We start from the raw sequence: 18,606 nt of genomic DNA on the forward strand, positions 1-18,606 counted from the left end.
TGAACAGTAACCATCTTAAGGCAATTGCCGCTTTTTTATACGCTTAGCTGTTATACGTCTAAACGAAACAAAGCCTCCTTATCCGCTTGTACAACAGCGAACTAGGAGGCTTATGGTCATTTTGTATGGCCGGGCGGCATGTTAACGTTACACGCCCATTTTTTTGCGTTGATTATTCACTTTCTTCGTGTTCTGGCTTCTCATTTCCTGCGTGTTGGTTGATTGATGCTTCTGACCCGGAATTCCGTTCTTCCCTTGCTTCTTCTGAGCAAGCAATTGCTTTGCCCTCTCTGCTTGAGACAGCTGCTTCGGCTGCTCTTCAGTACCATCTTGATTTTGCTCATTGGCGGACATACGATCACCTCGCTTTTATTCCACAACAGTAATAGATCGGTTAAAAGACCTTTGGCGCAAGCGGCGTCGATGCCGAACGTTACGGCGCAGAACAGCGCAAGCCCGGCAGGCCAGTCTTCTTACACTCCCAGCATAACAAGTCGGCCGGAAATCGGCAATACCGAACGTTGCGAATTCCGTCTGATTGGCTGGAGCGGTTTCACCGCTCTGCTGTATGCTGCTCCGCCGATGCAGAACCTGGCGCAGCTTCTTCGTAAAACGCTTCGGCAGCGGGGGGCGAAGAGAGCTCCGCAATTTTCTTTTCCAGCGTCTTCACCGTACGCTGCAAACGAAATTGCCGAATAAAACCGAACAGAAACGCTGTCACTCCCCCGAACAGCGTCGATGCCAGAATAACTAAAATAAGCGGTATTTGCGTCTTTGTGAACATGAAGTTCACCTGCACCTTGTCGACGTTAATGACGGCGAACCAGGCGATAACGAAAGCGAACACCAGCCCCGATATCAATAAGCTTTGGCCTTTCATCGCATTGCCCCCACCTTTATATCCGATTCACCTCATTTTACCATAAAAAAAGGAATGCCGCGCATTCTGCCGAATGCAGGCATTCCTTCGATTTATTCAGCCGCAGCCGTTCCTGCAGGAGCATGGCTTTTTCGCACTTGAATCCATAGCAGACGTCCCAAAATAATAACCAGCACAGCAAGCTGCGGCAATGCCGTCTCCCATGTCGGGTAGAAGCCCAGTGCAGCAATCGTCGGCAAGTTTGGCGAAGAATGGGACGGTATCCAAGCGGCGACCTGAAGGGAATGAATGCTCTCTCCCAGGAAACGGAATACCAGGTAGTAGATCAGCGCGGACGCTGTCAGGAAAAACGGCCGAATCGGAAGCTTGGCGCTGAATCGAATCAGGATAAAGCCGAGCACGACCAGCAAAACGAAAGTAACCCCAATGCCGGCGACAAGACTAACCGTATCGATCGACGAGGCCATGCCGATATAAAAGATCGTCGTCTCCGCGCCTTCCCTTAAAATGGCGAGAGCGGCGACGGCGAAGAGCGACCACAGGCTGCCGCGTGCAAGCGCGCTGCCCATTTTGCCATCAATGTAGCGATTCCACGACTGCAGGTTTGCCTTATTGTGCAGCCAGTTGCCAACCGTCAACATAAGCACTACCGAGACAAGACCTGTTATACCCTCCATCGCTTCTCTAGCACTGCCAGCCGTTGCCTGTGCAATGAGGTTGGACAATACAATCGCCGCGGCGGCGCTAAGCGCAAGACCGGTCCAAACGCCCGACCAAATCCATACGCTTTTCCGCTCGTTGCCCGTCCGCTTCAAATACGCGAGCAGCGCAGCAAGCACGAGAATCGCTTCCAGTCCTTCGCGGAACAAGATCATACCGGCATCAAAGGCGGTGTACCTCGTCTCGGCGGCAAGCGGCTCCAGCCTGCTCCTAATCGAAGCGACAACAGCTTCCGCTTTATCAGGAGCAGGCGGATTGGCGAGCAAATACTTAGATACATCAGTCATCCGTATTTCAACCTTGCTGTACGTTTCAGGAGAGCGCAGCTGCACCTCTCCTTCTACCGCGGGCCACAACGAGATAAAGTCTTGCATCCGGGCCTCCGCCTCTTCGTAGCGCCCCGCTTCGATTTCTTTCGAAACATTATTCAGCATAGCGATCGCGTCTGCGACGGCAAGCTTATCGGAAGCCGCTTGTTCGCCAGCTTCTGCTTGCAGTGTTCCATCCTTGTAATCGGTCAGCAGCGATACGAACGCAATCGTCTGCTGCTCCGCTTGTTCCGCACGAGGGGGCTCCGCCTGCAAAGCGATGCGAATCATGCTCATCGCCGTTTCCAGCTTGCCGTAAACGGAAAAGTTTTCGGCGCGAATCGATTTTTCGATCGGCGGCCAGCTTTCGCTAATGCGCTTATAAACCTGGTTTGCGCTTTTCCAATCGCTAGAGCGGATATGACCCAGCAGCAATTCGGCGTTTGGCAGCAGACTTGCTGCTGCTTCCCGCCCGTTATGCACCTTTGCTTCTTCGCCATTCTTCACATAAGCATTAAGCGCTTTTGCCAGTCTAGATAGAGAGCTCTTTACCTCTTTCGGCTCCTTCTCGGCATTCGTAAGCGATGCCGCGGCGAGCGCCAATGCGGCATCGACCTCTTCGGACAGCCGATCAGCCGGAACGGCCAGCTCCGTCCAAAGCTTCTGTGCTTCCTCGACATGGGATTGCGCAGAAGCCCAGTCGTTTTGCCCTGCGGATGCGAGCGCGCCGCCAACAAGCGGCAGCAGCTTATCGAGCTTCGCTTTTGCGGCAGCGTCGGAAACGGTAGCTCCTTCTTCCGCATAAGCGGTTGAATTGACGCCCGGAGTGCCTGTTATTGCAACCAGCACTATTAGCAACAAGCAAAAGAGCCGCTTCATTCGAAGCGATCGATCGCTTGCATCGCCTCTCATCGTCCACTTTTCGGTCATCAGGTTCGAGTTCTCCTCTCTTAAAGCAGCGTGTCGCCGATGTACCCGCCGGGACGAACGCCGGGAAAGCACGCAAACAGCGCGCTCCCGTTATGCACGATGTATTCGTTCAGCAGATCGCTCTTGCCGAGCTTCTGCTGCATCGGGATAAATTGCTTGCGCGGATCGCGATTGTAACAAATAAACAATAGTCCGGCGTCCAGCTGTCCGGTGCGATGATCCATTCCGCTCGAATACGAATATGACCGTCTTAGTATCTGGACGGATCCGTCGCCTTTCGCAAGAGCGATATGCGAATCTGCCGGTATTACCGGCTTGCCATCCTCGCCCTTCCGTTCAAGTTCAACGGCATCGAATTCTTTATCCTTGCCAAGAGGAGCTCCACTGTGGCGATGTCTCCCGAATGTGTTCTCCTGATCGGCCAATGTAGAGCGATCCCACACTTCAACGCGAATGCGAATTCTCCGAACGACCATATAACTGCCGCCCGCCATCCACGGAGCACCGTCTTCCGGCTGCGCCCATACAACCTTCTCCATGACGCCGGCATCGTTCACGTCGGGATTTCCTGTTCCGTCTTTGAAGCCCATTAGATTGCGGGGCGTTCCGCCTGAAGGATCGGTTTTTCCCGTACGCTGAAAGCCTTCCTGCGTCCAGCGCAGCACCGCTTTGCCCCGGGCAATGCGGGCCAAGTTGCGAATGGCGTGAAAGGCGATTTGCATATCGTTCGCATTCACTTGTACGCCGATATCGCCGCCCGACCATTCCTCACGAAGCTCGTCGCCGCCGAACGGCGGTAAATCGGCCAGCGCGGCGGGGCGCTTATCATTAATGCCGAGCTTATCAAAGAACAAAGCTCCGACGCCGAACGTAATCGTCGTCCGTGACGGAGTCAGTCCCGCCGCTTCTCCGGTATCCGAAGGAGGAAGGTTCAAGTTGTCGTTGTTCTCTCCGATCATACGGCCTTCGGCCATATCGGCGGAAGCCTTCGTCCAAGATTGAAACAGCTTGCGTACCTGATCTTGCGAAGTTACGGTCAGATCAAATGAGGCAAACAGCAAAAAATCTTGTGCCGGGGTTGTGATCCCCGCCTGGTGATCGCCGTAAAAATCAACGATGTCGCTTGTTGGATCGTCTGCAGCCGTCTGCTTGGCAGACGATTTACCAAGCGCGTTTACGACTCCATAAGCACCGGAAGCGCCCAGCAATAGCCCGGCGCCTCCCGCTCCAGCAAGCTTCAAAATGTCTCTGCGGCTTAACGGTTTCTTCAATATATTGTCCGGCTCTTCTTCTCTATTCCGTTGATGAAGCCCGGTATCCTTACGATCGTTTGACATCGATGTTCTACGCTCCCAATATGGTGCCCATCTGAGATAGTGGCTCAGCTAAGGCATCCAGCAACCGGCTCAGCTTCTTCGTATCCTCTTCCTTCAGCTCCGTATAAGAAACGTATCCTTCACCGTTCTTATAAGTAGCGAGCGCCTCTTCGAGGCTGGCGAAGCTCTCGCCGATTTGACCTTCCAGCTCAGCATCCTGTTTGTTCAGTTCAGCTTTGAGCAGCTCATATATTTTTTTCGCGCCTTCGACGTTCGCGGCGAAATCATACAAATCGGTGTGGGAGTAACGCTCTTCCTCTCCCGTTACTTTCGAGGAGGAAACTTCATTAAGCAATTCAACCGCTCCGGTTACGAGCAGGCTAGGTTCCACTTCGACCGTCTCCATTAGTGCGCGAAGCAGCTTGACGTCCTCAAGCAGCGTATCCGCATAACCTTCCATGCCTGTCGTGGAATTTTGTTCCCAAAGCGATTTCTCGATGCGATGAAATCCCCGCCATTCTTTTTCCTCGACATCGTTTTCACGTGCATCGATATGCGGGTCGAAATCTCCAAGCGCTTCCGCAATCGGCTCGATTCGCTCGAAGTACATCCGGGTTGGCGCGTACAATTGCTTTGCCTGCTCCACATCGCCTGCCTTAACGGCTTCTGCAAACTTGCCGGTTTCGATTACGAAAGCGTCGGCCTGCTCAATCGCAAATTGCCGGTACTGCTCGGTAATCTCATCCCAATTCTCCACTTTCACGGAAGCTCCCGCAGGCTCATTCCCCTTGTTCTTATCTTTGTCTGACGGGCTGCCCGCGTCGTTCGAGCCGCAGCCCGCAAGCGCTACTGACAAAGCAATAAGTACGGCTGACCATTTCCATTTCATTTCGCTATCCCCTTGGTTCGAAATCGTATATATTTTAGTGCTAAACGGAGTTTACTCTGAATGATAATCATTGTCAATTAGTTTTTTTTACACGAAATGTCTCTTTTTCAATAGATGGTAAAAAGGGCGAAGCATAGTATGAAGACGGCTGCGTTATCCCACACTGAAACTAAACCATCTTATCGATTGGAGGGCATTTCGCATGACTCAACCGAGTGAGAAAACAAAGCAATTTCCGCCGCAGCGTCAACAACAACAGCCAGGCATTGAGTCCAAAATGGAGCCTCTGCCCGTTTTTCGCAGCGACAGCTATCGGGCCTCGTCGAAGCTGCAAGGAAAATCGGCAATCATAACCGGAGGAGACAGCGGCATCGGCCGTGCCGCCGCCATCGCTTTTGCTTTGGAAGGCTGCGATGTCAGCGTGGTCTATTACAATGAGCACGAAGACGCCAACTTTGTGAGAAAAGAAATTGAGCATGCCGGCAGAAGATGTCTGCTGCTGCCCGGCGATATCGGAGACGAGTCGTTTTGCCGCAGCGCGGTCGAGCGCACGGTGCTTGAATTCGGCAAGCTGGACATCGTAGTAAACAACGCCGCTGAACAGCATGTGCAGCAGCGCTTGGAGGATATTACGGAGAAACAGTTGGAAGCGACTTTCCGAACCAATGTGTTCGGCATGTTTTTTCTCACGAAAGCCGCGCTCCCGTATTTGAAAAAAGGAGCTTCGATTATCAATACGGCGTCTATTACCGCCTACCGGGGCAATCCAACCTTGATCGATTACTCCTCAACCAAGGGGGCAGTCGTCTCCTTAACAAGAGCGCTCTCCGCCAATTTGGCCGGCCAAGGCATACGGGTCAACGGCGTCGCTCCCGGGCCGATCTGGACGCCGCTCATCCCAGCAAGCTTTGACGAGCAATCCGTTTCCACCTTCGGTTCGGATACGCCGATGAAACGGGCGGGGCAGCCTTATGAGTTGGCCGCCGCTTACGTTTACTTGGCTTCGGAGGATTCCAGCTATATGTCAGGCCAAATGCTGCACTTAAATGGCGGCGAAGTCGTCGGCAGCTAGACGGGGGCGCGCATAACGAGAATAAGCTGCATTTCGCGCTATCGTTCCGAATTGAATCGGTCGACCATGCGTGAAACGCAGCTTTTTAGTACTCGGTATTCAAGGCAATAGCATTGCGCCCCTTAACGCAATTTAGCCCGTCAGCGCAGCGGTGCGTGAGGCATCCAAGGCGGCAACAGACAAATTCATATAAGCTTGCACCGTTCCAGAATATACCAGTTCAAGCAAAGACGTATTTTCCAGATCGCTTGGCTTTACAAGGAAAGGCGATTTATTAACAAGATCGACGCCGCTTTCGGCAAAGACAGAAGCAACGAACTGAGAACAGAAATAAGCATGCTGGCGCTTCATCTGGATATTAAATAATACCCCGACGACGCCGAGCAGATTATAGCGGTATCTGTCCCGATTTTGCTCCATCGTTTCAATTAAGTTTCGCATTTTCGAATAGGCCGCCTCATCGACTCTCACGCGATACAGCGCGCATGAAGCGTGGCGGAAGAGCTGGCCTCTTAAGTTTTCTTTCACGAAGCCGCCGAAAAAAGGGTTATGTGGATTTTTACGTCCAAAGCTATATACCTCGTTCAGTTCGCTGTCAAATGCGATAGAGGCGTGATTAAGAGGGTCCCTTGTGAACAGTTTGATTGTTCTTGTAAACAAAGTCCCTGTATCAGTTAATAGTACATATACATCGATTGTGCTTGTCATGCCTAAACTACCTCCACATTAAAGAGCTAATCTTCATGGTATTACTTTAATGCAGGAGCACGGCCTCGCATAACCTGCTCAGGTATTAACAGCTTCCTCGACTCTAGTCCAGTATCAAGCCCGACTCTCAACCCTCAATAAGCAGATTCCAGCTTTACATACTCTTCATTCTAATGGAATTTGCATGCGTTCTCAACCAAAACTTAGTAATTCCAACCTTTACTAGCTAGCCGGCTCCTGCTGTTATTCTATTTCTAGAATAGGTCTATTGTGCTATATTAGATTTGGAATTATTTGAAGAAATTAGAAGAGGTGAGAGCGCTATATCTCGTAAAACGGAATTATTCGATAAAATGTTGCATGCGACCTCCGCTTTATTTTTCGAAACGGAGCGCAAATTGTTTTTCGAATTTGCCGAAACACTCGGGGAGCGCGACGGTACGGTCGTCGATGTCGGCTGCGGCAACGGCGCTTATCTCGCCAAGCTGCATGGAGCCTTTCCCAAGCTTCGCATGACGGGACTGGAAATCGATCCTGCCATCTATGACATAGCAGCCGCCCGAGAAGCGCCTGGCCTCTCTTTCCAACTGACCAGCTACGAAGTCAGCGACGTAGAAGTCGGCAGCACCGGCGCGGTGCTCGCTAGACTCGTTCTTCAACATATTCACGACAAACGGCATTTTGGGATATGGGCTTGCGAGCGGCTTACTGCTAATGGACGGCTCATCGTGGTGGATATAGACGAGGATGCGCTGCAGCTTAACGAACGGCTTCCTCTATTCTCCCAGCTGTATGCGAGGTCGCGAAGCGTTCTCCCGTCGACCGGCTGGCTCACCTTCCGCGACGCGGTCCGGCTTGAGCTCATGGCATGCGGCTTTGCTGTGGAGCATACCAAGCGGTACAGCATTGCAGCAACAACTGAGGAAACCAAACAACAGCTCTATCACTATATGCGCTGCGTAAGCGAGCTTTACTTAGGAGCCCCTCCACCTGAGGAGATGGAAGCGGAATGGTCCGCTTGGTTAGACGACCCGCAAGCATCTCATGAAATCTATATGTTCGGACATGTTTTTATAAAAAAATAAGGCTCAAGCTTTAAATCAGTCTTTGATGGAAAAGGTGAGTAAAGCGAAGGGCAGAGGGATTCTGGAGAAACGATAGTGGTCGCTTTTAAAGCCAGATTCCTACCGTAAATATTTATAAGATAAAGGAATCAGGCTTTAACGGCGATCGGAAGAACCCTCTGACCCGCAGCGCTTCCCCTCACTTATAGTCATGATTTCCGTTTTGAGCCAAAAGTAAAGGAGAGCTTCCAACACAATGGAGTACTTCAAGCCATACGAAGAAGACGTCCGTACCGTATTTGAAGAGGTTCGAGCAAAAATCGGACGTTTCCCGGAGCCGTTCTCCACACTTGGACAGCAGCAGTTGGAGCATTACGATCCGTTCAAGGCGGACAGCGCCAAAAACTATATCTGCTACCTGCTGCCGTATTGGATGACGGACGCGGTCCCTTTGAGCCGCAAACAAGCCGGTCAGCTTACAACAGCTGGTCTTTTCTATATGCTCTATTATTTTATCGTCGACGATGCGATGGATGCGGACAGGGAACATACAGGCGACTTGCTGGCGCTAGGCCATTTGTTTCATATAGAATCACAGCTGCTGTTTCAGGAACTCTTTCCGGGCGATTCCCCCTTTTGGTCCTATATGCGCAAATATGTTCAAGAATGGGCGGTTGCCGTCGTTTCTGAAAAGAAGGACGACTACTTTCAAATCGACCCGCTTCTGCTTGCGAGAAAGGCGGCTCCCGTCAAGCTATACAGCACCGGCGCTATGCTGCTGACGGGCCAGCCCGCTTTTATCGATATTGCCGAACAATGGGTAGATCGCGCGCTGACCGTTCTCCAGATGGCGGACGATTGGCAGGACTGGCGGGAGGACTTAGAGAATGGCAGCTACAACAGTTTGTTGTCGATGTTAGGACACTATGAGCACGCGCAGGATTCTGATGCCATCATGAAGGAAATTCATTTACATATGGCGCTTGACCGCTTTCTGGAGCGTCTGGCTCTATGGCCGCCACTTCCGTCTTCGGCTTTAAAGCTCCCATATCTGAGTACATTTTCTGAAACTATCGTTAACCAGCTTGTAAATACAGCTGCTCGTATACGGGAAAGAAAAGCGGATCTGCTGGCCGGCGGATTGCACCACTATTTAAAGCACAATTAACTTTAGATATACCCTTTATTTGTTTATTGATATAAAATTTACTAGTTTCCTAATGGGTAGTAAGGTATACTAATAAAGTATAAATATACTTTAAAGGAGTTGCTACCTATGACAAACGCATCATTAAAAGAACAGTTAATTGAAAAAGCTTGGAACGATGAAGAGTTTAAACAATTGCTTTTAACCGATCCCAAACTGGCGATTAAAGATGCGCTAGGTATCGATGTCCCTGAACACATTGTTCTTAAAACGTTGGAAGAATCCTCCTACGAGATGTTCATTGTTCTTCCGCAAAGTCCTGCAAAACCTACTTCAGACGACATCACAATTAAGCAAGAAATGTGGTAATCTAAGCCTCAATTAAACGTGTTATTATTTATAGATTGATTAAAAAGAGAGGCTCTAAACAGAGTCTCTCTTTTTTTGAAAAATATTGTAGAAATATGTAATTAATTATGTTAAAGTTAGTTATAAAGTCTTAGGTAACTATTCTCATAAAAAGGGTGATCGGGTATGTCCGCTGAACAAATTTTACGCAATCAAATTATTCAGAAAGCATGGGAAGACGCTGAATTCAAGAAGCAGCTTCTTGCCGACCCTAAAAAAGCGCTTGCAGATTCTTTTGGAATTGTTGTACCTGACGATATTGAAGTTGAAGCTTTGGAAGAGAAGAGCAATAAGTTCTACCTAGTCATCCCGCCAAATCCTGCTGAAGTCATCAATGATCCGAGCGTTAGAGCTCCAATGTGGTAGAAACGAAAATAACGCCTATGCAGGCGTTATTTTTGCGTTAAGGGCAGTCGAAGGATGACTTCCGTACCCTGACCCTTGCTGCTTTCAAAATGGATGAATCCTTGCATCGCCTCAACGATTCGGTAGGTCACCATCAGCCCGAGTCCAGTTCCTTTCGACTTCTTCGAGTAATAAGGCTCACCTAACCTCGCGATTGTTTCCTCGTCCATCCCTTCGCCATTATCCTTAATATGAATAACGGCATATTCGTCATGACTGTACGCCCATACTTGAATAACCATCTGATCGGAGCAGGCTTCCACGCCGTTTTTAATCAAGTTAATCAATGCTTGCTTAAATTTCGAGGAGCTCCCGCGAATAAACAGATTATCTTCTGTTTTAATCTTCAGCTCTCCCCCGTGCTGCGTAACCATTGGAATGAGGATTACTTTCAGCTGCATGAGCTCTTTCGTCAGATCCAGCAGTTGAGGGTGTTCAACCTGAGGCTTCGCAAACGTAAGAAAATCGGTTATGATTTCGGATGCCCGATCAAGCTCGGTTATCGCAAGATGAATATAACCTTTCTCCGCGCTGCTATCCTCCGTTTTATTGCCGAGCAGCTGCAGAAAACCTCGAGTGACTTGAAGCGGATTGCGAACCTCGTGGGCAACGGATGCAGCCAGTTGGCTAATAATCTCCATTTTCTCCGCCCGCTGCAGCTCATTATTGAAGACATCGAGCTCCCTGGAGTATTTGATCATCTGCTCATAGTTCATAATGGTTCTTCTTAAAAGAATCGTAATGAGCGAGACGATGAATGCAAGAAATCCCCACTTCCAATAAAACAAATCATAATTTTGATGATTGTAGTAATACCATAAAATTTCGCAAATCGCGATAACCCCAAACATTCCAAATCCACAGGCGACGATAATCGACTCCTGGTTATTTTTCGAACAATAATAAATCAATATAAATAAAAGAATTAGAATGCCGACCAAGAGCGAAAGTCCAAAGGCCAATGAAATGACCAATTTGTAAGCTTGCTCTACCGCTCCGCCCAGCGTAATTCCGAGAATCAGCCAAACAATGCTGATGACGGAGATGGTAATTTGAATTTTTTTGTACCTTGAGATAATAGAACGCGGTCCTTTTCCAAACAGATGCTCAAAGAATGTAAAAATAAACGGCAATACAACAGTAGAAGCGACATCGAACATATAGTAAGTAAAAAATTCAAAGTCCTCAAAGAACATGTAGCTGTACGGAGAATATGCTACGACCATTACTCCGAAGCTCATGACGACAAAGCATAACGAACTCCATCCGCGCAAATAAGTCTTTCTGACGATAAGCAAACAAATCAACAAGCTCACCGAAATAAAAATTAATGCGGCGCCTAGGATCACATCAAGCATATCGTTTTGCATATAGCTTTTAATTAATTCCTGATACTCGCCTTCAACAAGCGTTTCTATCCCCATCCGGGTCGTCTGGCTATACAGTAAAATATAAATGTCTTTATAGGAATCGTCCGGCGAAAACTTTAAAACGAATTTATTTTGATCGTTTCCGTAATCCCGATAAGACTCGTAAACGATTTGATTGTCCATATAAACCCGGATATCTTGCGCATACACTTTTTTAAACAAGATCCCATAATTGACTTGGGAAATTTCCGGCAGCTTAAGCTTGAACCAAGCGGTCCGGTTGTCATCTAGCATCAATAGCTTCTGGGTAGCAAACCAATCTCTGTGGGCGAGATGCTCAGCAGCATGGCGAACATCGAATCCTTCCAATTGCTCCGTGTCCGTTTCCCAGCTTACTTGCCATTCTTCGATAGGGATATTCCTATAAGAATTGTGATCACCCGCGTACGCCGGTATTATTTGTGAAGAAAGAAAGGATAGGGACAACAAAATAACAGCAAAGAAGATAACTCTCCCTAACTTAGTTAGCAATTACAGCACCTCAAAAGCTAAATTTTTCATAGTTCTTTACGCTTATTAGTTCGACAATCTTCGTCACCTCCCTGCTCATAAATGACTTTATTTAGAAATTTTTTTAATTATTTCGGAAATCGTTCTCTTCCGCTGTGCAAAGCCACAAAAACAGAGAAGATTCTTGTCGAATTTGGTCGATATACACTCATGCTCTCACGGAATGAACGCGAATTTGGTTCTTGCCAGAGAGCTCCAGCGCATTGAGCTGATAGCCGCTGGAGCAGCCGCCGTCGATGCCGATTTTTCCATTGCCGAACCAGACGTCGGGCTTGCCATGCAAATCGACTGTTTTCGTATGTCCGAATACAACGGTTTTCGAAACGGATAGCTGCGCCGAATGAAAGGGCTGCTTGATGTACAAAAAATCTCGCTTCGGCTGCTTCTTCCAGTCATCATAATGAGGGTTAATTCCCGCATGCACAAAAATATAATCCTCATCCTCAAAGTAATAAGGAAGTCCTTTAAGGAAATCGATATGATGGGCAAATCGCTCATTTACTGTCTCCGCCAAAGACCGCAGCAGTTCTTCATCAGAATCTCGGCCGGTTGTTGCTGATGGCCCTATGTAGCTGCGGAGCGTCTCCAATCCCCCATGCTTCAAAAACTTTGCCTTTGCGGCTGCGCTTCCTCTCACCACGTCAACAAACCGTTCATCATGATTGCCTTGAATAACAATTGCTCCGCAATCGCGGACAAGAGCGATCGCCTGCTCCACGACAAGCCTGCTGTCTGGCCCCTTATCAACCAGATCGCCGAGCAGCAGCAATTGGTCTTGCGCCGGATCGTAGGCAGCTCGCTCTAACAGTCTATTGAACGCCTCGTAGCAGCCGTGAATATCGCTGACAACTAGTTTTCTTTTCATCACAGCTCCGCCTTCTTTCCTTCGTTCATTAGTCCCATTCTGTACTTATCTATGTAAGGTTCAACACATGGCATGAAATTCCTCTCTAGGCATCGCAATCCGCTGATTCACTCTCACCAAACGGACAGTCCTTCAATAGGATACTAGAAACAATATTCCTTTACAGAAAGGAGTCCTGCCACTATGGCTGTCTTTAAGGAAACTCCGCTGCCGCGGTTGCGTACCTTCATCAATCAAGCCGAGCGGCTTTGGTTTCAAGTATACGACTCGGCCAATACAAGCCAAATCAGAACGGTAAACGGCGACAACTATATGCGCCTTCCGCTTCGGTTCAGCACTCGATCCAAAGTAATCGACTATTTCGAACGCTATTGGAACGCAAGAATCAGCGGCAATATGTTTTGCAACCTGCATATCATCACGAATAACGGACGGCTCTATGTTCCCGAAGGCGATCCCGGACCCGTTCCGCTTGCCGTCGTTTCCCTGCTTGTCAAAAACGAATCCAGTCAGTCGCTGCTCATCAGAGCCTCTCTGTCCGGAGATCCCGACGGCAATTACATCGTTTACTACCGGATAAGCAAGCTGCCCGGCGGAAATCTGGTCATTACCAATCGCGCCGCTCTTTACACAGATTACCGTTATATGCCTTGCAAATGATGCGGCTTCCCCTCATCGGCGGATTCAATTATAATGAAGCTGTACTTGACGTTAAAGGAGGCTCTATGCCGATGGCAACAAGCAAAGCGAAAAAAACGAGAAAAAAACTCGAACAGCAAGGTCTGCTTAATCCGGAACGGCTTCGGGGAAGCTGGAACGGTACGAATCCGAAAATGAGAACGACCCCGCTCCTGCACCAAACAGCGGAAAAATGGCATAATAAACATAAAAGGAATCACGCCTACGAGAGCGATGATTCCTTTTATGTTATACCGATTTATTTAAACTCGCGCCAATTTTGCTTGCTGTTGTCCAGCAAATAAGACATGTCGTTCTCCAGACGCTTCTGCTCTCGTTTCCGCTCGTCCTCGGCTTTAGCCAGTTTCGCCTGTCTCTCCTGCTCGGCAGCCGTTTTCAGCTCGTCCGCCTGCTGCCGCAATTTGCTCAATACGTCGGCGCCAAGCAGGTCTTTTAAGGTAGGCGCTTTGTCCTCCTGCACTTTAACGCCATGTCTTGCTGGGCCGTTAGAGACCCCCTTCTTATTTTTCGCCATCTGCTATCACCCCGCCTCGTCATGCTTCGATGCCCTTCATTATTCTTTTCGATCCGTTGGATCGCTTGAATCTGCACTAGAGCTAGCTTGCTGTTCCAGCAAAGGCTTCAACACCGCATCGGTCTCATCGGACTCGATTGTCATGCCTTCCGATATAAACTTGATTTCCTTCAAGTTATGTTCAATCTCGTCTTGAAGGCACTTGATCCGGTCGAAATACGGTTTCATCTCAGGGGAATCCACCGCTTCTTCAGACTGAGCAAGTCCCGCGCTGTAGACGATTTTACCGATTTCTCGGTATTGAGCCTCGATCTCATTCAACTTGGAATGATTGGCCAGCTTCAACCGGTTGACCTCCACTAGCGTCTTCGCCTTGCTTCCCGCCTCGGCAACGCCAGCCTTTACTTTGTCGCTCGCTTCGGCAACACCGGCCTTCACCTTGTCGCTCGCTTCAGCGACGCTTGCCTTTACTTTATTAAGAAAGCTCATCGGTTTCTCCTCCTCTGATCTAGGGTCTGGCTCGCAGCGTACCGCCGGCTGCAGCAGCTATGAGCCTTCTTTATTTAGATCGCCCAATTTCCCCCGCGGAAGATCGGTACTGCCGTTCCGTCCGCCAGAATACCGTCGATATCCATCTCCTCGGAGCCGATCATGAAATCGACATGCGTAATACTGTCGTTAACTCCGTTTGCCGCCAGTTCTTCCGCCGTCATCGTCTTGCCGCCTTCTACGTTAAAAGCATAGCCGCTGCCGATAGCCAGATGGTTGGAAGCATTCTCGTCGAACAGTGTATTGTAGAACAAAATGTTGGACTGTGAAATCGGCGAGAAGTGAGGTACCAGCGCCACCTCGCCCAAATAATGCGAGCCTTCGTCGGTATCGACAAGCTGCTGCAAAATCGCTTCGCCTTCCTCGGCTTCAACCTTCACGATCCGTCCATTCTCGAACGTCAGTTTGAACCGGTCGATAATGTTGCCTCCATAGCTTAGCGGCTTCGTGCTCGATACATACCCGTTAACGCCCGTCTTGAGAGGTACGGTGAACACCTCTTCCGTTGGCATATTCGCCATAAACGGAACGTTTTGCTCATTGATGCTGCCGGCTGCTACCCACAGATGCTTATCGGCCAGCTCGATCGTCAGGTCAGTGCCCGGAGCCGTGTAATGCAGCTTTTTAAACCGCTTCTGGTTCAAAACATCGCCTTTCTCATGCAGCACTTCATTATGCTTCTTCCATGCTTCTACGGGGTTCTCCGCATCAAGGCGAACAGCTGCGAAGATGGCGTCCCATAACTGCTCGACAGATTCCTCTTGAGAGACTCCAGGGAACACCTTCGCGGCCCATTCCTTGCCTGCCGCCGCAACGACCGTCCAGCTCACTTTATCCGCCTGCATCGCTTTTCTGAAGTTTTGCAGCGCTTGGCCGGATGCTTTCTGGAAGCTTGAAATCCGTTTCGAATCGATGCCTTTCAGCAAATCCGGACTCGAGGACACAATCGAGATGAAGACGGCTCTTCGAGCGACGAAATCGTCGCGCTTTGCCTTTTCCCATTCCGGATACTTGCTGAACAGCTCCTCAGCGCCTTTCTCGTATTTCAGCCTGGTCAGCGTCTCATCCGACCAATCCACATGTACGTTGCTTGCTCCGGCTTCGTACGATTTTGCCGCGACTAACCGTACCAATCCGGCAATTTCGACAGATCCGTTAATAAAAACCTCTTGGCCTTCCTGCACATTCGCGCCTACTCGAACGATGAGCTCGGCATATTTATTCAATTTGGCATCCTGTTGTGTTGTCATGTTTGTTACCTCCCAATGCATCTCATTTCTAATTGTTTCTAGACGTAATTATAACAATAAAGACTTTGCGAATAAAGCTAGGCCCACAGGATCACCCAATTGTATCCAAACATTCCGAATAATGCTTATCCGATGTTATGGAAGCGGATTTATGGTATGATAGTATTTTACTGCAAAAATTTATGTCAGAAGGAGCACGAAAGAAGTTATGTCTAAGTTGGGTAGAAACGAGCTTTGCCATTGCGGCAGCGGAAGCAAGTACAAAAAATGCTGTATCGCCAAAGACGAGCAGGCAGCACGCGAAGAACGGGAAGCAGCAGCCGCAATCGGCAAAGGAGCCCGTGTCATCGGGATGGAGGACCTGCCTCTGCTGATCGACAAGCAGATGGAATGGAGCGTTCCTCTCTATGCAGAAACGGCGCATCAACTCATCGAAGCTTTAAAGCACGATTACAAAGCGGATCAAATTGCGATGGCGATTATGGTATGGCATGATTTTTCAACCACGACCAAGCCTTCCTACCGCAAACCAGGCGTCATTTGCGCCGCTCTGGAATATATGTTATGCGAAGTACACGACCTTCAGACGACTCAAAACGAGCTGGCTGAAAAATACGAGGTTTCTGCAGCTACGCTCTCCAAACGTTTCCAGGAAATTTCCGCTTTTTTAATGAAAGAAGCCACTCCCGAGTCCGCAGAAGCAGTTCTTGTAGGCTAAAAAACAAAAAAAGGGCAAACGTGCCTTTTGCGGTATGCATCGAATGCTTCCGCAGGCACGTTTGCTCTTTTGCCTATTCGCGATCAGCCGGGTAGGTTAGACCAATCTGCCTCCGCGCCTCATCTATAATTTCCATAACGGCAAGCGAATTGGCATAAGAATTGACTGTCGACTCCAGTTGACCCGCTTTCACCAAATCGGCGAACGCTTGTATTTCATACACCATCGTGTTGTTCGCTTGCGGCCGGCTCACATCCTCTACACGTCCATCGCGGTAGTGAATGCGAACGCCCGATGGCTGACTGATTTGATCGATCAGCATGCTGCCTTCTTCGCCTTGAATTTCAGAAGGCAAGCTGGAATTCGAAATTTTCGAATGATGCACGATCGCTTCCATATCGGGATAGCTAAGAATCAGCGTGCCTTTTCCGTCGACGCCGGAATCCAGCATCACCGCATTCGCCTGTACGCGCTCCGGCTTTCCGAACAGCGCTACCAGCGGATGAATGCAATAGGTGCCGATATCCATCAGCGATCCGTTCGATAACTCCGGCAAGAAGGCGTTCAACACTTCACCTTGTTTATACTTATCGTAGCGGGAGGAGTATTGGCAGTAGGTAGCGGAATAGCTTCTCACTTTGCCAAGCTTCGGCAAATGCTCTCTAATTGCTTCGAAGTTCGGAACGAATGTCGATTTCATCGCTTCCATCAGCAGCACGCCGTTACGTTTGGCAGCTTCGATCATGATGTTCAATTCCTTCGCATTCGAAGTGATCGGTTTCTCACAAAGCACATGCTTGCCTGCGTTCATAAATAAAACGGCATACGTGGCGTGCAGCGAGTTCGGGCTCGCTATATAAACGGCATCGATAAGCGGGCTGGCCGCCATCTCCTCAAGGCTTGTGAACGCATTCGGAATCCCGTTTTTTTCGGCATACGCCTCCGCTTTCTCCTTCGTTCTAGAGAAAATAGCCGTTACGGAAATGTCATTTGCCTGATTCACTGCATCTACGAACGACTCCGTAATAAAATTCGAACCGATAATGCCAAATCGCAACATAGCAGTACCTCGCATTTCTTATGTAGTGTTCTTCTATTGTAGCATAGCGTTCCTGCGGCAAAAACAAAAAAAGCCTGTACATCCGTTGGAAACGTTGTACAAGCTTCGATTTCATTCATGGTCGGGATGACACGATTTGAACATGCGACCCCCTGGTCCCAAACCAGGTGCTCTACCAAGCTGAGCTACATCCCGTTCTGAAGTAAAGATGGCGCGGCCTAAGAGATTCGAACTCCTGACCTTTTGATTCGTAGTCAAACGCTCTATCCAGCTGAGCTAAGGCCGCAAAACTATGGAGCGGAAGACGGGAATCGAACCCGCGACCCTCGCCTTGGCAAGGCGATGCTCTACCGCTGAGCCACTTCCGCATATGGTGCGGTCGAGAGGACTCGAACCTCCACGGCTGTTACACCACTAGAACCTGAATCTAGCGCGTCTGCCAATTCCGCCACGACCGCATGCATATTTTCTAAAAGTAAAGATGGTGCCGGCGATAGGAGTCGAACCCACGACCTACTGATTACAAGTCAGTTGCTCTACCAACTGAGCTACACCGGCGTATTTGGTTAAAAATGGCGGAGCTGACGGGATTCGAACCCGCGGTCTCCTGCGTGACAGGCAGGCATGTTAGGCCTCTACACCACAGCTCCGCATTAGAAGCAATTGCTTCCTATTTTCACTCGACCAAGCAAGTGATTGTAAAGATGGTGGAGGCTGAGGGGATCGAACCCCCGACCCTCTGCTTGTAAGGCAGATGCTCTCCCAGCTGAGCTAAGCCTCCATAATATTTAATTTGAACCCGGGTCCCCGAAAAGTATTCGGAATAACCTTCGAAGTACAACTTCACTTTTGGGGTAAAATTGGTGACCCGTAGGGGATTCGAACCCCTGTTACCTCCGTGAAAGGGAGGTGTCTTAACCCCTTGACCAACGGGCCATATGTATTCAGCTTTGTACGCTGAAAACTGGATGCGAAAGTTTGAAACTCTTTTAGCGTTCCCGGTCTTACCGGGGTCCCCGAAAAGTAATCGGAATGAGCTTCGTAGCCATTCTTCACTTTTTGGGGTGATTTTTGGATAAGCCCTCGACCGATTAGTACTGGTCAGCTCCACACATTGCTGTGCTTCCACCCCCAGCCTATCAACCTCGTCGTCTTCAAGGGGTC

Annotated in this window: 20 protein-coding genes, 8 tRNA genes and 1 rRNA gene; 8 read left to right on the plus strand and 21 right to left on the minus strand. The window is 49.2% G+C overall.

Going from position 1 to position 18,606, the window contains the following annotated elements:
- Positions 1–147 precede the first annotated feature (147 nt).
- The 5 genes from ACFVTB_RS20385 to efeO form a co-directional block, all read right to left on the minus strand.
- The gene (locus ACFVTB_RS20385) at positions 148–354 is read right to left on the minus strand and encodes a hypothetical protein (RefSeq protein WP_387753237.1); all 207 of its coding nucleotides are present in this window, start codon (positions 352–354) and stop codon (positions 148–150) included.
- 199 nt (positions 355–553) lie between these two features.
- Positions 554–880: a LapA family protein gene (locus ACFVTB_RS20390; protein ID WP_387753240.1), complete on the minus strand. Its 327-nt coding sequence runs from the start codon at positions 878–880 to the stop codon at positions 554–556.
- A gap of 92 nt (positions 881–972) precedes the next feature.
- Positions 973–2,838: an FTR1 family iron permease gene (locus ACFVTB_RS20395; RefSeq protein ID WP_387753243.1), complete on the minus strand. Its 1,866-nt coding sequence runs from the start codon at positions 2,836–2,838 to the stop codon at positions 973–975.
- Positions 2,839–2,858: 20 nt separating this feature from the next.
- A complete protein-coding gene (efeB, locus tag ACFVTB_RS20400; protein WP_387753246.1) occupies positions 2,859–4,175 on the minus strand; it encodes an iron uptake transporter deferrochelatase/peroxidase subunit in 1,317 nt (438 codons plus the stop codon).
- A gap of 7 nt (positions 4,176–4,182) precedes the next feature.
- On the minus strand, positions 4,183–5,043 hold the full coding sequence (gene efeO / locus ACFVTB_RS20405) for an iron uptake system protein EfeO (protein WP_387753249.1): 861 nt from the start codon (positions 5,041–5,043) through the stop codon (positions 4,183–4,185).
- A gap of 202 nt (positions 5,044–5,245) precedes the next feature.
- Between efeO and ACFVTB_RS20410 the strand changes: the two genes are divergently transcribed.
- Positions 5,246–6,115: an SDR family oxidoreductase gene (locus tag ACFVTB_RS20410; protein ID WP_387753252.1), complete on the plus strand. Its 870-nt coding sequence runs from the start codon at positions 5,246–5,248 to the stop codon at positions 6,113–6,115.
- 132 nt (positions 6,116–6,247) lie between these two features.
- Here the strand turns inward: ACFVTB_RS20410 and ACFVTB_RS20415 are convergent, their stop codons facing one another.
- The gene (locus ACFVTB_RS20415) at positions 6,248–6,823 is read right to left on the minus strand and encodes a hypothetical protein (protein WP_387753255.1); all 576 of its coding nucleotides are present in this window, start codon (positions 6,821–6,823) and stop codon (positions 6,248–6,250) included.
- A gap of 353 nt (positions 6,824–7,176) precedes the next feature.
- Between ACFVTB_RS20415 and ACFVTB_RS20420 the strand changes: the two genes are divergently transcribed.
- The 4 genes from ACFVTB_RS20420 to ACFVTB_RS20435 all read left to right on the plus strand — a co-directional run bounded on the left by ACFVTB_RS20420 (position 7,177) and on the right by ACFVTB_RS20435 (position 9,808).
- On the plus strand, positions 7,177–7,908 hold the full coding sequence (locus tag ACFVTB_RS20420) for a class I SAM-dependent methyltransferase (RefSeq protein WP_387753258.1): 732 nt from the start codon (positions 7,177–7,179) through the stop codon (positions 7,906–7,908).
- Between the two features lie 235 nt (positions 7,909–8,143).
- Positions 8,144–9,055, plus strand: a complete 912-nt coding sequence (locus ACFVTB_RS20425; RefSeq protein WP_387753261.1) for a hypothetical protein — start codon at positions 8,144–8,146, stop codon at positions 9,053–9,055.
- 108 nt (positions 9,056–9,163) lie between these two features.
- A complete protein-coding gene (locus ACFVTB_RS20430) occupies positions 9,164–9,403 on the plus strand; it encodes an NHLP leader peptide family RiPP precursor (RefSeq protein WP_387753263.1) in 240 nt (79 codons plus the stop codon).
- A gap of 165 nt (positions 9,404–9,568) precedes the next feature.
- Entirely contained in the window at positions 9,569–9,808 is a 240-nt protein-coding gene (locus ACFVTB_RS20435) for an NHLP leader peptide family RiPP precursor (RefSeq protein ID WP_387753266.1), read from the plus strand.
- A gap of 26 nt (positions 9,809–9,834) precedes the next feature.
- Here the strand turns inward: ACFVTB_RS20435 and ACFVTB_RS20440 are convergent, their stop codons facing one another.
- The gene (locus tag ACFVTB_RS20440) at positions 9,835–11,586 is read right to left on the minus strand and encodes an ATP-binding protein (RefSeq protein WP_387753269.1); all 1,752 of its coding nucleotides are present in this window, start codon (positions 11,584–11,586) and stop codon (positions 9,835–9,837) included.
- 349 nt (positions 11,587–11,935) lie between these two features.
- Positions 11,936–12,652 carry a metallophosphoesterase gene (locus ACFVTB_RS20445; RefSeq protein WP_387753272.1) on the minus strand — a complete coding sequence of 239 codons (717 nt, stop codon included), beginning with the start codon at positions 12,650–12,652 and terminating at the stop codon, positions 11,936–11,938.
- Between the two features lie 183 nt (positions 12,653–12,835).
- On the opposite strand from ACFVTB_RS20445, the gene ACFVTB_RS20450 reads away from it, so the two are divergent.
- Together ACFVTB_RS20450 and ACFVTB_RS20455 are read left to right on the plus strand one after the other, a co-directional pair.
- Entirely contained in the window at positions 12,836–13,312 is a 477-nt protein-coding gene (locus ACFVTB_RS20450) for a DL-endopeptidase inhibitor IseA family protein (RefSeq protein WP_387753275.1), read from the plus strand.
- 71 nt (positions 13,313–13,383) lie between these two features.
- Positions 13,384–13,635, plus strand: coding sequence for a hypothetical protein (locus ACFVTB_RS20455; protein ID WP_387753278.1), 252 nt, complete (start codon positions 13,384–13,386; stop codon positions 13,633–13,635).
- On the opposite strand, the gene ACFVTB_RS20460 is transcribed toward ACFVTB_RS20455, so the two are convergent.
- The 3 genes from ACFVTB_RS20460 to ACFVTB_RS20470 all read right to left on the minus strand — a co-directional run bounded on the left by ACFVTB_RS20460 (position 13,590) and on the right by ACFVTB_RS20470 (position 15,664).
- On the minus strand, positions 13,590–13,865 hold the full coding sequence (locus ACFVTB_RS20460) for a YqkE family protein (protein WP_387753281.1): 276 nt from the start codon (positions 13,863–13,865) through the stop codon (positions 13,590–13,592). The genes ACFVTB_RS20455 and ACFVTB_RS20460 overlap by 46 nt on opposite strands.
- A gap of 39 nt (positions 13,866–13,904) precedes the next feature.
- Entirely contained in the window at positions 13,905–14,354 is a 450-nt protein-coding gene (locus ACFVTB_RS20465) for a hypothetical protein (protein WP_387753284.1), read from the minus strand.
- 74 nt (positions 14,355–14,428) lie between these two features.
- Positions 14,429–15,664 carry an aminopeptidase gene (locus tag ACFVTB_RS20470; RefSeq protein WP_387753287.1) on the minus strand — a complete coding sequence of 412 codons (1,236 nt, stop codon included), beginning with the start codon at positions 15,662–15,664 and terminating at the stop codon, positions 14,429–14,431.
- A 208-nt stretch (positions 15,665–15,872) separates the two neighbouring features.
- On the opposite strand from ACFVTB_RS20470, the gene ACFVTB_RS20475 reads away from it, so the two are divergent.
- A complete protein-coding gene (locus tag ACFVTB_RS20475; RefSeq protein WP_387753290.1) occupies positions 15,873–16,382 on the plus strand; it encodes an SEC-C metal-binding domain-containing protein in 510 nt (169 codons plus the stop codon).
- A gap of 73 nt (positions 16,383–16,455) precedes the next feature.
- On the opposite strand, the gene ACFVTB_RS20480 is transcribed toward ACFVTB_RS20475, so the two are convergent.
- The 10 genes from ACFVTB_RS20480 to ACFVTB_RS20525 all read right to left on the minus strand — a co-directional run.
- A complete protein-coding gene (locus ACFVTB_RS20480; protein WP_387753293.1) occupies positions 16,456–17,442 on the minus strand; it encodes a Gfo/Idh/MocA family protein in 987 nt (328 codons plus the stop codon).
- A gap of 118 nt (positions 17,443–17,560) precedes the next feature.
- Positions 17,561–17,637: transfer RNA gene (locus ACFVTB_RS20485), tRNA-Pro, on the minus strand.
- Positions 17,638–17,651: 14 nt separating this feature from the next.
- A tRNA-Arg gene (locus tag ACFVTB_RS20490) sits at positions 17,652–17,728 on the minus strand.
- Between the two features lie 7 nt (positions 17,729–17,735).
- Positions 17,736–17,810, minus strand: a tRNA-Gly gene (locus ACFVTB_RS20495).
- Between the two features lie 3 nt (positions 17,811–17,813).
- Positions 17,814–17,900 (minus strand) — tRNA-Leu (locus ACFVTB_RS20500).
- A gap of 24 nt (positions 17,901–17,924) precedes the next feature.
- A tRNA-Thr gene (locus ACFVTB_RS20505) sits at positions 17,925–18,000 on the minus strand.
- Between the two features lie 15 nt (positions 18,001–18,015).
- Positions 18,016–18,092, minus strand: a tRNA-Asp gene (locus tag ACFVTB_RS20510).
- A 55-nt stretch (positions 18,093–18,147) separates the two neighbouring features.
- Positions 18,148–18,223: transfer RNA gene (locus ACFVTB_RS20515), tRNA-Val, on the minus strand.
- Positions 18,224–18,303: 80 nt separating this feature from the next.
- Positions 18,304–18,378, minus strand: a tRNA-Glu gene (locus ACFVTB_RS20520).
- 135 nt (positions 18,379–18,513) lie between these two features.
- A 23S ribosomal RNA gene (locus ACFVTB_RS20525) occupies positions 18,514–18,606 on the minus strand; the annotation flags it as partial.

This window comes from Paenibacillus sp. NPDC058071, from assembly GCF_042885235.1.
GTDB lineage: Bacteria > Bacillota > Bacilli > Paenibacillales > Paenibacillaceae > Pristimantibacillus.